The sequence below is a fragment of the Mesorhizobium sp. M7A.F.Ca.US.010.02.1.1 genome, assembly GCF_004023085.1.
In the GTDB taxonomy this organism is placed as follows: Bacteria; Pseudomonadota; Alphaproteobacteria; order Rhizobiales; family Rhizobiaceae; genus Mesorhizobium.
Genome location: NZ_RZRV01000027.1, coordinates 36,180 through 48,883, shown reverse-complemented (window position 1 = coordinate 48,883; position 12,704 = coordinate 36,180). Strand labels below are relative to the sequence as shown.

9 protein-coding genes and 1 pseudogene are annotated in these 12,704 nt (G+C 59.1%); 9 read left to right on the top strand and 1 reads right to left on the bottom strand.

Translation table 11 applies throughout. The features are described from left to right. Positions 1 to 141 precede the first annotated feature (141 nt). From EOA19_RS23750 to EOA19_RS23735, 4 genes and pseudogenes are all read left to right on the top strand, one after another. Positions 142 to 1,479, top strand: coding sequence for a metallophosphoesterase (locus EOA19_RS23750; RefSeq protein WP_063169413.1), 1,338 nt, complete (start codon positions 142 to 144; stop codon positions 1,477 to 1,479). 2 nt (positions 1,480 to 1,481) lie between these two features. After that, positions 1,482 to 3,548, top strand: a complete 2,067-nt coding sequence (locus EOA19_RS23745) for a hypothetical protein (protein WP_063169412.1) — start codon at positions 1,482 to 1,484, stop codon at positions 3,546 to 3,548. After that, positions 3,545 to 4,600, top strand: coding sequence for a hypothetical protein (locus EOA19_RS23740; RefSeq protein WP_063169411.1), 1,056 nt, complete (start codon positions 3,545 to 3,547; stop codon positions 4,598 to 4,600). The genes EOA19_RS23745 and EOA19_RS23740 overlap by 4 nt, the downstream gene beginning before the upstream one ends. Before the next feature lie 400 nt (positions 4,601 to 5,000). Further along, a pseudogene (locus EOA19_RS23735) lies at positions 5,001 to 6,345 on the top strand (IS5 family transposase). 110 nt (positions 6,346 to 6,455) lie between these two features. Here the strand turns inward: EOA19_RS23735 and hemN are convergent. Then, on the bottom strand, positions 6,456 to 7,805 hold the full coding sequence (gene hemN, locus EOA19_RS23730) for an oxygen-independent coproporphyrinogen III oxidase (protein WP_063169226.1): 1,350 nt from the start codon (positions 7,803 to 7,805) through the stop codon (positions 6,456 to 6,458). A 152-nt stretch (positions 7,806 to 7,957) separates the two neighbouring features. Here hemN and EOA19_RS23725 point away from each other — a divergent pair, with 152 nt between their 5' ends. The 5 genes from EOA19_RS23725 to ccoP all read left to right on the top strand — a co-directional run bounded on the left by EOA19_RS23725 (position 7,958) and on the right by ccoP (position 12,573). Then, a complete protein-coding gene (locus tag EOA19_RS23725) occupies positions 7,958 to 8,701 on the top strand; it encodes a Crp/Fnr family transcriptional regulator (RefSeq protein WP_024502861.1) in 744 nt (247 codons plus the stop codon). A 494-nt stretch (positions 8,702 to 9,195) separates the two neighbouring features. Further along, positions 9,196 to 10,815, top strand: a complete 1,620-nt coding sequence (gene ccoN, locus EOA19_RS23720; RefSeq protein WP_063169225.1) for a cytochrome-c oxidase, cbb3-type subunit I — start codon at positions 9,196 to 9,198, stop codon at positions 10,813 to 10,815. Beyond that, positions 10,815 to 11,546 carry a cytochrome-c oxidase, cbb3-type subunit II gene (gene ccoO / locus EOA19_RS23715; RefSeq protein ID WP_063169224.1) on the top strand — a complete coding sequence of 244 codons (732 nt, stop codon included), beginning with the start codon at positions 10,815 to 10,817 and terminating at the stop codon, positions 11,544 to 11,546. The genes ccoN and ccoO overlap by 1 nt, the downstream gene beginning before the upstream one ends. Before the next feature lie 11 nt (positions 11,547 to 11,557). Then, positions 11,558 to 11,707 carry a cbb3-type cytochrome c oxidase subunit 3 gene (locus EOA19_RS23710; protein WP_024502864.1) on the top strand — a complete coding sequence of 50 codons (150 nt, stop codon included), beginning with the start codon at positions 11,558 to 11,560 and terminating at the stop codon, positions 11,705 to 11,707. Between the two features lie 2 nt (positions 11,708 to 11,709). Continuing rightward, positions 11,710 to 12,573 carry a cytochrome-c oxidase, cbb3-type subunit III gene (ccoP, locus tag EOA19_RS23705; RefSeq protein WP_063169223.1) on the top strand — a complete coding sequence of 288 codons (864 nt, stop codon included), beginning with the start codon at positions 11,710 to 11,712 and terminating at the stop codon, positions 12,571 to 12,573. The last annotated feature ends 131 nt before the right edge of the window (positions 12,574 to 12,704 follow it).

Here is a 12,704-nt window from a genome sequence, read left to right as displayed (position 1 = left end):
CGTGTGCTTCACAGCCGAAAAATAGCCGCCGTGGCAATTCTCGAAAAGTGCAGGCTACCTCGTTAAGGACACTGCGGATGATCGTTCGCGCTTGGCAAAAGCGAACGGATTAGTCTATGGCTCTCGGCAGGGGGGCGAGTTATGCGGCGGGTGCGAATCCTTCAAGTAGGCGATATTCACTATCCGGACTGGCATCCTTCCTCTAGCAACATCGATGCCAAGGATAGCAAGTTCGCTCCGAAAATAACGCAGAAGCTACGCGCGTCTTCGCTGCGTGCCGTCTTGACGAAACTTCGGCGGCTGACGACTTCGAAGCCCTTGGATTCGATCGCCTTCATGGGGGATTTCACGAGCCGTGGCGACAAGACCTTCATTGCTTCGGCATTCCAGCATTTCACGTTGCTCTGCCGCGCACAGGGACGCAGTTCAAAGGCGCTTCCGTTGATATTCGTACCGGGAAATCACGATGTGAACCGTGATGACGCGCGCGAACTTGGACCGACTGAGAAATTCAGCGAAATGGCGAGTTTAGCCGCCCGCTTGGGTTGGCAGACCGTTCCCGTGGACCAACCCGTGCACTTCAGACTTCCGACAGGATCCGCAGGCGCAAACTTCATCCTCGTCAACACAGCGATAGGCAGTTGGGAGCTTCAAAACCTTCCCGCGTTCCTTCGTGATCGTCTCGAGGCACTCAGTCCTTCTACAGAGCCTCTAGATCTCGGCTCGCCGGACATCTCGGGACATTCGCCCGCGACACCTCCCAGCGATCCAGACAAGGAGGCGTCCGACGACGAGTATTACGGTCAGATGGACACGCCATACATCTCGCGTGAGATGCTTGCAGGCCTACAGGAATTGCTCCAGCAGCCCGACATGCGTTACGGCATCATAATCGGCCATCACAATCTGCTGCCACAAAAGACTCCGCGCATTACGCCATACGCGGAGATGCTCAACAGCGGATTTGTCAGAACTCAGCTGCTGCAGGGCAACAAGCCTATCGTCTACCTGCATGGACACATACATGCTGATCCGGTCGAGATCGTCAACGATCCAAGGTTTCCGGACGGCAAATTGATCTGCATCTCAGCACCAGAGATACAGTCAGGTTTCAATGAGCTCGTCTTCTTCACGACCGATCAGGGAGAGCTCGTCGGCATCCGACTTATACCCTACCGCACCAATGTCGCCGACGGGACGGTCATGGAAGGCGAACATTGCTTTATTTCGACCATGTCCAACGGCAAGGCCTTTCTGAACAACGACACGTTTGACCTGCTGCGCCGACTGCGCGACCATGCCACCAGGCGCGGGAATGGGTTACTCTTCTGGGACGAGATCACTGAGATTGCTGCCTCCGCCGAGCTCGGGCTAGATCTGGAAGACTCTCTTCTGATGCTCCAAGCGGCGCGCTTCATCGAGATAGACGGCCTCACCAAGGCAAACTCGGCTTGGCGCATTAAGGTAAGGGACGAATAGCGATGGAGAATCCGTTCGGCCCCAACAGGATCGAGTACGAAAGCCGCCCGATACTGTGGTTCAGTCAGAAGTCGGCGTTGATTTCTGCCGCCGCCAAGCCGGTCTTCGTCGCAGGGACGAGAGGCAGCGGCAAGACCAGCATTCTTCGCTCGCTTTCCACAGTCCATATTCTTGAAGACAAAAGTCTCTCGGACCAAGTCGGCAAGCTCGCTTGGTATGGCGTCTTCTTCCAGCTCAATGAGACATTCTCGCCCCTAATCGACAACGCCGTTCTGAACCTCATTCCGGAGCGGATACGCTTCGACACGGCCGCCGTGATCCCGCGGCAATTCGTAATCTTCTCTCACTATCTGGAGCTGAAGATAGTCGAACGCCTGCTCGAGAGCATCGGCCAGCTCAGACGCGACGGCCACTTGAAATACCGGGCCTCCGAAGATAGGGACGTCGCCCTGGCACTGCATCGCGAAGTGCTGCACTTCATACCCCAACCTGCCCGTCTCGACTTCTTCAGCATCGATGAGCTGCGGGGTGGGATAACCCGGTACGTCGACGAATGCTTCAACGCGTTCTTCTTTGCCGCCGATGCCGGAGCGACCGGCTTCAGAGCAACAGACCCTGGCGCGATCATTAACAAGGTCGCGACCGCGATCACTCCACTTTTAAATGGCCCATCTTTCGCCGGTGACAGGGCGCCCTTCTTCAAGATACTGATTGACGACTGTGAAGCACTGACACCGCTCCAACAGCAGTTCCTGAACACCTTGGTGAGAAAGACGCGCGGCAACGTGAAATGGGTCCTCGCCTACATCGGCGGCCTCTACGACACGATCCGGACGATCATACCCGGCCAGTCGCTCTCGAATGCTGACCGGGACGTCGAGAATCTTGATTCAGTCGATCCGAGGGAGTTCGCCACGCTGTGCGAGAACGTGTCGTCGCTTCGGCTGTACTATGCGCTTCCTGACCATCTGCGGAGTGATCTCGAGCGCAACGATGCGCTCAGCGCGTTTTCGCTCAAAAACCGGCTGGGGCGGCTTTCCGTCAATGACATCATCGAGCGGGTTATCATATCGGGTCATTCCGAGGGCAGAGAAGAGCTTGTGGCACTTGCTGATGCAGCACGTGAATTCCTCTCCGTGAATTTGAGGACGGCGGATCAGCAGCAATTCCTTCTTGATCGAAAAGCGCGCCCTTATGCCGAAGGGCTGGCGCTCGCGCTCATGAACCCGGAAATTAAGCGCCGGCCCATGAGCAAGGCGGATGCTTCAAATCTGAAGAGGTCGATCGCCCGGAAACAGGGATGGGCTTTTCTGAAAGCGTGCCAGATGCTGCGTCTGCATGACTACCCGTACGTAGGGCACCAGATCATCACATCATTGAGCGACGTCTGTATACGCGATTTCCTTGATATAATGGGAGAGATCTTCCGCCGCAGTGTTCCGAGTTCCAGTGATCCACGAAAACTGGTGGAATTCATCAACTCGGATTTACAGATTCATCTCGAACAGCAGAGACAGGCTGTGAACGCCGCCTCTCAACGGAAGCTTGATGGACTTCAGGCGCTTTCACATCCGTACGAAGAAGAGAGCGTGCGCATGGTGCGGGCGTTGGGTTACCTGACCGCTCGCCTCCAGACAGAGTTTGCCGAAGAAAATGCTCTAGGAACGACAGAGAGAGGCATTTTCAGGGTTGATCTAAAGGAAATGCGCTCGCTGGTGAACCGACTGGAGCAACCCAGCGGAAAACTGGACGAGGTCCTGCGTCGGGCGGAAAGGGATGGGTTTATCCGGGAGGTCTCCGCCGCCGGCAACTTTGAGGTGGACCGCGCCGACCCCGCATCGAAGGAGATGATGATCAGATTGCATCGGCGATTTGCACCTTACTTCGGGTTCTCCTATCGCGGCCCGTACGAAATCAACACAATCCCTGCGGCGCGGATGGTCGACCTGCTTTTTACCAGGCATCGGCTCCCAGAAGACTGGGCCGACTCGGTGTTTAAGGAGCTCGTCGCGCGGCCCGCACTCAAGACCGAATTCCAGCACTCGCTTTTCGAGAGCGATCTCGAATGACCGCTTCAACTGTCGAGTATCGAGTCTTCGGCCATCTGGCCGTCACCGAGAAGGCGAGAGATGCAGGTACCTGCGAAACGATGGAGGCAGATATCGCGATCGTCGCGCTTGGATGGGAAACGCGTTTCGCCGCGTTCGAAAACCATCTTGACCTGAAGGTCGGCAAGATCGTGGTTCTGGACTTTGCTCTGAAGGAAGCGAACGTCCCAGCCGTCGAAGAAAACCGGCGAAAGCTCATCGCTATGGGTACCCGATGGGGCGTCGAAGTGACTGTGATCACCCTCGAGCCTTCCATCGAGTATCAGAAGAACATCAATCTCCTCGATCACCTGCTCACTCAGATGGCCGCTTCATGTGGCTCATACGAAGGAAGCCTGCGGAAGGTTTTCGTCGAGTGCTCGACGATGCCGCGAATCTACATCCAATGGCTGATTGCGGTGGCATTCAAGAAAATGTCGATTCAGTCTCTCGAATTCGGGTACGCCGAAGGTATCTACGGGAACGCGATCGGCAAAGAGGATTTTTCCAGCGGCTTGGACCGATACGTCACCGTCCCTCATCTTCAAGGCAGCGGAGGAATGGGCGAAGAGAAAGTCCTGCTCGTGGGGATCGGAGGAGATGCCGACGTATTCTACGGATTGATCGATATCGTCAGTCCGGAACGGATCTCGCTCCTCGTCCCAAGAAGCGACAAGAATGCGCATATCGATGCTTTGCTCGATCAACAGGTGGCCAAGGTACGTGAAACCCACCGGCTCGAAGATGGCGAAGTTCGCGACATCCAGGCTTTCGGGCTGATGGCCCACCTCGATGCTTTCGAGACGTATCTCGACGGGTTCGGCTCGCGTGCGGTGGTGAACGTTTTTGTCAGCGGCCCGAAGGTTCAGGCCATCGCTGCTGCCGTGCTCGCCTGCTCCGACAGCCGCGTCCATCTCAAGGCAAGAATTCCCACCTCCTATGCCCATCGTGAAGTCTCAGCGAATGGGCGGTATCATATCTATAGGCTGATTGACCTGACATCCCCTGCCTGCAGCCTTCCCGGGACGTTCTGACACTATCTTGCATTCGAGTAGCATCATGGTCCCAGTAGCCGTTCCGCCAAGCCTTCAGCGCATGTTCGTGTCGCCCGATCCGGTCGATGGGGGGCTAATTCCCACTTGGAAGCTGCTCTACATCAGATCAGGGGGGAATGCAGACTGGCAGAATTCCGTCTAATTAGCGACTAGCTAAAACATATACTCAGGCGAGACTGTTCAGCATAGAAATAGTGAGTCGGCCGTGAACTATCCGCAAGCCATTGATCTGGCCTGTTGATTGAGGCGGATAGCGGCTTTGGAATTGCAGGATTAGCGGTATTTGGACGCTGTTTTCCTGCAATTCGGTTTTGCGATTCCCTTGTGGCGCGGAGCGTGATTCACTCGGTTCGGCGGCGGCGAATCGAGGGGACAGCGAATGTCCAGGCCACGCGAGAAGCGCGAGACGGGAGAGCAGGACCTGTTCCGCTCCCGGCTCGACCAAATCATCAACATGAAGCACGAGCTGGTGCGGCTGGCGCAGGCGATCGACTGGCCGGTGCTGGAGGAGCGTTTCGGCGCCGTCTATTCGGACGGCCCCGGCATGCCGCCGCTGCCGACCCGGCTGATGGCGGGGCTGGCGATCCTCAAGCACACCTTCAACCTGTCGGATGAGGTGCTGTGCGAGCGCTGGGTGGAGAACCCTTATTTCCAGTATCTCACCGGCGAGACGTTCTTTTGCCATACGCTGCCGTTCGACCGCTCCTCGATGACGCGTTGGCGCAGCCGTATGGGCGAGGAGCGGATTATGGTGCTGTTGCAGGAGAGCCTCAGCCTCGCGGTCAAGACCGGGGCGATGAAACCGGCCGACACGCGCCAGGTGATCGTCGACACCACCGTGCAGCCGAAGAACGTCATGTTCCCGACCGACGCCAAGCTCATCCATCGGGCACGCGAACGGCTGGTGCGGCTGGCCAAGAGGACGGGTCTCCATTTGCGCCAGAGTTATGTGCGGGTCGGCAAGCTGGCGCTGATCAGCCACCAGCGCTATGCCCACGCCAAGCAGTTCAAGCGGGCCAACAAGGCGCTACGCAAGCTCAAGACCTATCTCGGCCGGACCATTCGCGACATTGGTCGCCAGATCGCCGGCGATCAGGGGCTGGACGCTGTTCAAATGGCCGCTCTACCAGGCCGCCACCGTTCTCGAGCAACGCCAGCGCCAGCGCGGCCGCAAGATCTACAGCCTGCACGCACACGAGGTGGAATGCATCGGCAAGGGCAAGGCGCATGCGCCCTACGAGTTCGGGGTGAAGGTGTCGGTGGCCACCACGCTGAAGCGCTCCAGGGGCGGCCAGTTCGCCCTGCATGCAAAAGCACTGCCCGGCAATCCCTATGACGGCCACACGCTGGCAAGCGTCATCCCCGACATGGAAAAGACCATCGGCAACGAGATCGGCCGCATCCTCGCCGACGCCGGCTATCGCGGCCACAACGCACCGCAGAGCCACAAGCTCAGGGTCTTCACCGCGGGCCAGAAACGCCGCGTCACCCCAGCCATCAAGCGCCAGATGCGACGGCGGTCGGCGGTCGAGCCCGTCATCGGCCACATCAAGAGCGAACACAGAATGGGCCGCAACTACCTCGCCGGCCAGCAGGGCGACACCCTCAACGCCATCCTGGCCGCCGCCGGCTACAACTTCTCCCTCCTGCTCAGGTGGCTGAAGGGGTTTTTGTCGCTCTTGATTGCCCTGCTTCAAATCCGGCCGAAGCCGGTCGCCGCTTAGGGCTCGGATTGTTCACGGTCGACGATTTGATGCGGTAGTCGCCTATGAGCGGTCAAAACGAACGCAGCTGGTTCGCCGATCGACCAAACGGCGAGCGCACTGTGCTTTGCTCAGACCGCCACCGAGTGCCTCGCCGTTCCCCCTTTGAAATATGTATCGAACTTGGCCGCGATGGTTCGAATGAAGGGGCGACTTTCAGTCCGTACGAGGAAACTGTCACCATCGAATTCAAGCGCTCGGGCAGGATCGTGGAGTGCGATGGACCTCGAGCGATGAAGGAGCTGCTCGCCGGCTTTGCCGAACCGCTCCACCAGGTCGACTGCCGAGAAGGCAAAATCACACATCAGCCGCTCGATGATCCAGCCACGGACGCGATCGTCGTCGGAAAGGGCAACGCCGCGGACGGCAGCCAACCCGCCATCCGCAACCATGCGCCCGTACCCGGCAGTCGAAGCCATGTTCTGCACGTAGCCTTGGCGAAAACGACCGATGGACGAAGGGCCAAGTCCGATCAGTGTCGGGCAGCGATCCTCAGTGTAGCCCTGAAAATTGCGATGCAAAACCCCTGCGCGGGCCGCTATGGCCAGCGCATCGTCGGGCTTCGCGAAATGATCGAGTCCTATTGCCTCATATCCCTTGGCGACAATTGCCCGCGCCGCGAGTTGAGATTGGGCGAAACGCTCAGTGGGACTCGGCAGCCATGCCTCGTCGATCATCGTCTGATGCTTCTTGAACCAGGGCACATGTGCGTAGCCGAACAGGGCCATCCGGTCTGGCTCCAAGGTCAGTGCCTGCGCCACCGTGGAACAGATCGTCTCGCGTGTCTGATTCGGGAGCCCGTAGAGCAGGTCCAGATTGACCGATTCGACGCCCCGCGAACGAACCCCGTCGACGACTGCCTTGGTCTGCAAAAAACTCTGCTCACGATTAATTGCTTTTTGCACTTGCGGATCGAAATCCTGCACGCCGAGGCTCGCCCGCGTTACGCCGATTTGAGCAAGTGCATCAAGGCGCGCCTTGTCCATGTCGTTGGTTTCGATTTCGATGCTGACCGTAGCATCCGGGAGAAGGTCGAAGCTGTCCCGCAAGGCCGCTCCAAGAGCAACCATATCATCGGGCCTCAGAATAGTTGGCGAACCGCCACCGAAGTGGATTGCACGGACATGTGCCTTGCCGCTCACCAGACCGGCAATCGTGACGATTTCGGCATTCAGCGAGCGCAGATAAGCGGCCACCGGCTCATATTGGTGCGTCTGCTTGGTGTGGCAGGCGCAGAACCAGCAGAGCTTGTCGCAGTAAGGAATGTGCAGGTACAGCGAGATTTCGTCGCCGCTTTCCAGCGTCTCCAACCAGCCACGGTAAATGGCAGCATCGATCCCCGAATGGAAATGCGGCGCCGTCGGATAGCTGGTGTAGCGTGGGACGTTCTCGCTGAGTTTGACAGCTATTTCCGATTGCATCTCGCGTTCACCGTGTTGCCCGCCGGAACACTGCACGCATCGCTGAAGCAGACCCTGATCTCGATCAGCCGCGCTCATGGACAAACCGCCGCAGGATTTCTCTACCCTGGATGGGTATCCTGCCGGCAGTTAGGATCGGGTAAGGCGAACGCATGACCTTTCGGCAAGACATTCATAGTTCCGGCATTCCTGTTCTTTGCTTCCCTTGCGAGGCACGGCGTCGCGGTGTCTGCGGTGCGCTCGATCCAGACAATTTGGTTGGGCTCGCCAAGACTTGCTCGCGTCGCCGGATCGAGTCAGGAATGGAGTTGACCGGCGAGGCACAGAACGTCGACAGCTACTCCAACGTGCTTTCAGGCGTGGTAAAGCTATCAAAGAGCCTGTCGGATGGGCGCCAGCAGATCGTCGGTCTCCAGTTTGCACCGGATTTTCTGGGACGTCCTTTCAAGGAGGAAAGCTCGATCAATGCGGAAGCGGCAACAGCAGTCACGCTGTGTTCGTTTCCGCGAGCGGCCGTCGAACGGATGATGAAGGCGTCACGGGAATTCGAGCATCGCCTGCTCAAACAGACGCTGAATGAACTCGATGAGGCGCGCGAGTGGATGGTGACGCTGGGGCGCAAGACAGCTCCGGAAAAGGTGGCGACTTTTCTCCTCATGATGGCCCGGAATATCGATTCCAGTCTCGATGCGGCTTCCGGGTCGGCCTCCTTCGATCTGCCGCTGACGCGTGCCGAAATGTCTGATTTCCTTGGAATCACCAGCGAGACCGTGAGCCGCCAACTGACGCGATTGCGGGCTGACGGGGTGATTCGGATTGAGAACGCACGCCATGTGACGGTGGACAGCATAAGCCGTCTGGAGAAGCGCTGTGGCGGCGGACGCGAGCGGCCCTAAGCGGCGAGGCCATGTCGCATGACTCCGGGGCGGGCCGTGTTTGCCTTTTAATGCGATGTCGCCGCGCCTTCGACGAAGCGGCGTCACGGTTGTCGAGACAAACAGCTTTCGGGCTTTGATAGGAACGTGACCAATCGCCAGGTGTGTTTCGGCACATACCGGCGAAGCATGGTCCTTAATCTGCCACGGCTCGGCGGAACGATCGCGTTCGTTTCCAATGGGATCCGAACAACGTTTGGCAGGGCATCGGCAATAGCATCCAACGCGCGCAGAGCCTCAGCTTTCGCCTCAGCGATCGCGTCTGCGCCCGCCCAACCCAGGGAACGCCTTCCATGAGGGAGTGAGCCCGCGCTGCGTTCCTCGTTCATTCGCCACCTGCTGATTGCGCCGCACAAAATCGTGCGGCCTGACATAGATCAGGGCGAGGGGGCGGCGGCTGCGCGATTAGTGCGCTGCGGATTTGGCATCCACCAGATTCGAGATCGGGATCTGCAATGAAATTCGGCACAGAGATCGTCCTTCTAAGCGTGTTCGCTTTTGCGGCCCTGGTGGCCGCCGGCTTCGGCGTGGATGAACCTTTCCGCCGACACATGTGGGTGTTGTTCTTCGCAGTGGCTGGTTTCACTGCGATCCTGTTGCGCAACACGGAGTTCAGGCCAGCAGCTCCGATTGACCCATCCGCTTACATGGATGGTCCGATCCGCTACGGCGCGATCGCCACCGTGTTCTGGGGTGTCGTCGGCATGCTGGTCGGCGTGGTGATCGCGCTGCAGCTCGCCTACCCCGATCTCAACATCCAGCCCTGGTTCAATTTCGGTCGTTTGCGGCCGTTGCACACATCCGGTGTCGTTTTCGCCTTCGGCGGCAACGCGCTGCTTTGCACGTCTCTGTATGTCGTGCAGCGCACCTGCCGCGCGCGCCTCTTCGGCCGTGATCTCGCCTGGTTCGTCTTCTGGGGCTACCAGCTGTTCATCGTCATGGCCGCGACCGGCTACCTGCTCGGCATCACCGAGGGCCGCGAGTACGCCGAACCCGAATGGTATGTGGATGTCTGGCTGACCATCGTCTGGGTCGCCTACCTCATTCTGTTCCTTGGCACGATCCTGAAGCGCAAGGAACCGCATATCTACGTGGCCAACTGGTTCTACCTGTCGTTCATCGTGACCATCGCGATGCTGCATGTGGTCAACAACCTGTCCATACCAGTCTCGTTCCCGGGCTCCAAGAGCTACTCCGCCTTTTCAGGGGTCCAGGACGCCTTGACGCAATGGTGGTACGGCCACAACGCGGTCGGCTTCTTTCTCACCGCCGGCTTCCTCGGCATGATGTATTATTTCGTGCCCAAGCAGGCGAACCGGCCAGTCTATTCGTACCGGCTGTCGATCGTCCATTTCTGGGCTATCATCTTTCTCTACATCTGGGCCGGGCCGCATCACCTGCACTACACCGCCTTGCCCGATTGGGCGCAGACGCTCGGCATGGTGTTCTCGATCATGCTGTGGATGCCGTCCTGGGGCGGCATGATCAACGGCCTGATGACGCTGTCCGGCGCCTGGGACAAGCTGCGCACCGATCCGATCATCCGCATGATGGTGATGGCCGTCGCCTTCTATGGCATGTCGACCTTCGAAGGCCCCATCATGGCGATCCGGGCGGTCAATTCGCTGTCGCATTATACCGACTGGACCATCGGGCACGTCCATTCGGGTGCGCTCGGCTGGGTCGGCATGATCTCGTTCGGCGCGATCTACTACATGGTCCCGAAGCTCTGGAACCGTCAACGGCTCTACTCGCTGAGGCTCGTCACCTGGCACTTCTGGCTGGCGACACTCGGGATCGTCGTCTACGCCGCGGTGATGTGGGTGTCCGGCATCATGCAGGGCCTGATGTGGCGCGAATATGGCGAGCAGGGCTTCCTGGTCTACTCCTTCGCCGAAACCGTCGCCGCCATGCACCCCTACTATGTCCTGCGCGCCATCGGCGGCGCCATGTACCTCTCCGGCGCCCTGATCATGGCCTGGAACATCACCAGGACCATCCTCGGCCACCAGCGCGAGGAGGAGCCGATGCCGAGCCCCGTCGCCATCCGACCTGCGCGATCAGGAGCCAGGTAATGGGCTTGATGGACAAACACGCAATCATCGAGAAGAACGCCACGCTTCTTCTCGTTGGCTCGCTGCTCGTGGTGACGGTCGGCGGCATCGTCGAGATCGCGCCTCTCTTCTATCTCGACAACACGATCGAGAAGGTGGAAGGCATGCGCCCCTATTCGCCGCTCGAACTTGTCGGGCGCAACATCTATATGCGCGAGGGCTGCTACCTCTGTCATAGCCAGATGATCAGGCCGTTCCGCGACGAAGTTGAGCGCTATGGCCACTACAGCCTGGCTGCCGAGTCCATGTACGATCACCCCTTCCAGTGGGGATCGAAGCGCACCGGGCCGGATCTCGCCAGAGTTGGCGACCGCTACTCGAATGCATGGCATGTCGCGCATCTTACCGACCCGCGCTCGGTGGTGCCGGAATCGATCATGCCGAGCTATGGGTTCCTGAAAGACACGCCGATCGACGTGAAGGATTTCTCGACGCATCTGGTCGCCAACAGGCTTGTAGCCGTCCCTTACACCGATGACATGATCGCCCACGCCAATGCGGATCTGGCGGCGCAGGCCGATCCCAATGCCGACACATCAGGCCTTGAGGCGCGTTACCCAAAAGCCAAGATCGGCGACTTCGACGGCAACCCGCAACAGGTCACCGAAATGGATGCCCTGCTCGCCTACCTGCAGATGCTTGGCACACTGGTCGACTTCAAAAATTACGACGAAGCCGCCGGCTACCGCTGAGGAGAACGCTGATGACCTACAATTTGATGCGGGCGTTTGCCGACAGCTGGGGCCTGGTTGCGATGGCGCTGTTCTTCGTGGGGTGCATCGCCTTTGCCCTACGCCCCGGCAGCCGAAGGCTGGCCGACGAAGCGGCCCGCATTCCGCTCGAGGACGAGTGATCATGAGCGACGAGCATATCGATGAAATCTCTGGCGTCTCGACCACCGGCCACGAATGGGATGGTATCCGGGAGCTGAACAACCCGCTTCCCAGATGGTGGGTTATCACTTTTTACGTCACCATTGTCTGGGCGATAGGCTACACCATTGCCTATCCAGCATGGCCTCTGTTGCACTCGGCGACAACGGGTGTGCTCGGCTATTCCAGCCGCAACGAGGTCAGGAACGAGCTGACCGCGGCTGAGGCCGCCAAGGGCAAATATATCTCGGCGGTGGAGTCCAAGAGCGTCTCGGAAATCGCCGCGGACGACGGCCTGCGCGAATTCGCAATCGCCGCCGGTGGCGCCGCTTTCAAGGTCAATTGCGTACAATGTCATGGCTCCGGCGCCCAGGGTTCCAAGGGCTTTCCCAATCTCAACGACGACGACTGGCTGTGGGGCGGCAAGGCCGAGCAGATCCAGCAGACGATTACGCACGGCATCCGCTTCGCATCCGATCCGGACACGCGCCTGTCGGAAATGCCGGCCTTCGGCGACATCATTACCGCCGACCAGATCGCACAAGTCAGCGCCTACGTGGCCAGCCTTTCCGGCAAGGTCCGCGATGCAAGTCTGATCCAACCCGGCGCCAAGGTCTTTGCCGAGAATTGCGTGGCCTGTCACGGCGACAATGCAAAAGGCAACAGGGAATTCGGCGCCCCCGACCTGACCGATGCGATCTGGCTCTATGGATCCGGTGAGACAGCCATCGCCGCACAGGTCCGTGCGCCAAAACAGGGCGTCATGCCGGCCTGGGTTGGCCGTCTCGGCGAGATCAAGGTCAAGGAACTTGCAGTTTATGTCCATTCGCTTGGCGGCGGAGAATAGGAATGGAAGGTCCTATTCTTCGGTCCCCCCTGCCAAGCGGACGAGGCCCGGCGTGAGCCGGGCCTCGACACCATCCCTAATGCGATCTGCACAACCCGGCAAGGCTATCCTACGGCGAGGCTTTACGACAG

What these genes read in the sequence shown, in the direction of transcription:
- EOA19_RS23725 (WP_024502861.1), top strand. Translation starts at nt 7,958, where the DNA reads ATGACCTTTCGGCAAGACATTCATAGTTCCGGCATTCCTGTTCTTTGC.
- ccoP (WP_063169223.1), top strand. Translation starts at nt 11,710, where the DNA reads ATGAGCGACGAGCATATCGATGAAATCTCTGGCGTCTCGACCACCGGC.
- EOA19_RS23710 (WP_024502864.1), top strand. Translation starts at nt 11,558, where the DNA reads ATGACCTACAATTTGATGCGGGCGTTTGCCGACAGCTGGGGCCTGGTT.
- EOA19_RS23750 (WP_063169413.1), top strand. Translation starts at nt 142, where the DNA reads ATGCGGCGGGTGCGAATCCTTCAAGTAGGCGATATTCACTATCCGGAC.
- EOA19_RS23745 (WP_063169412.1), top strand. Translation starts at nt 1,482, where the DNA reads ATGGAGAATCCGTTCGGCCCCAACAGGATCGAGTACGAAAGCCGCCCG.
- ccoN (WP_063169225.1), top strand. Translation starts at nt 9,196, where the DNA reads ATGAAATTCGGCACAGAGATCGTCCTTCTAAGCGTGTTCGCTTTTGCG.
- hemN (WP_063169226.1), bottom strand. Translation starts at nt 7,805, where the DNA reads ATGCAATCGGAAATAGCTGTCAAACTCAGCGAGAACGTCCCACGCTAC.
- ccoO (WP_063169224.1), top strand. Translation starts at nt 10,815, where the DNA reads ATGGGCTTGATGGACAAACACGCAATCATCGAGAAGAACGCCACGCTT.
- EOA19_RS23740 (WP_063169411.1), top strand. Translation starts at nt 3,545, where the DNA reads ATGACCGCTTCAACTGTCGAGTATCGAGTCTTCGGCCATCTGGCCGTC.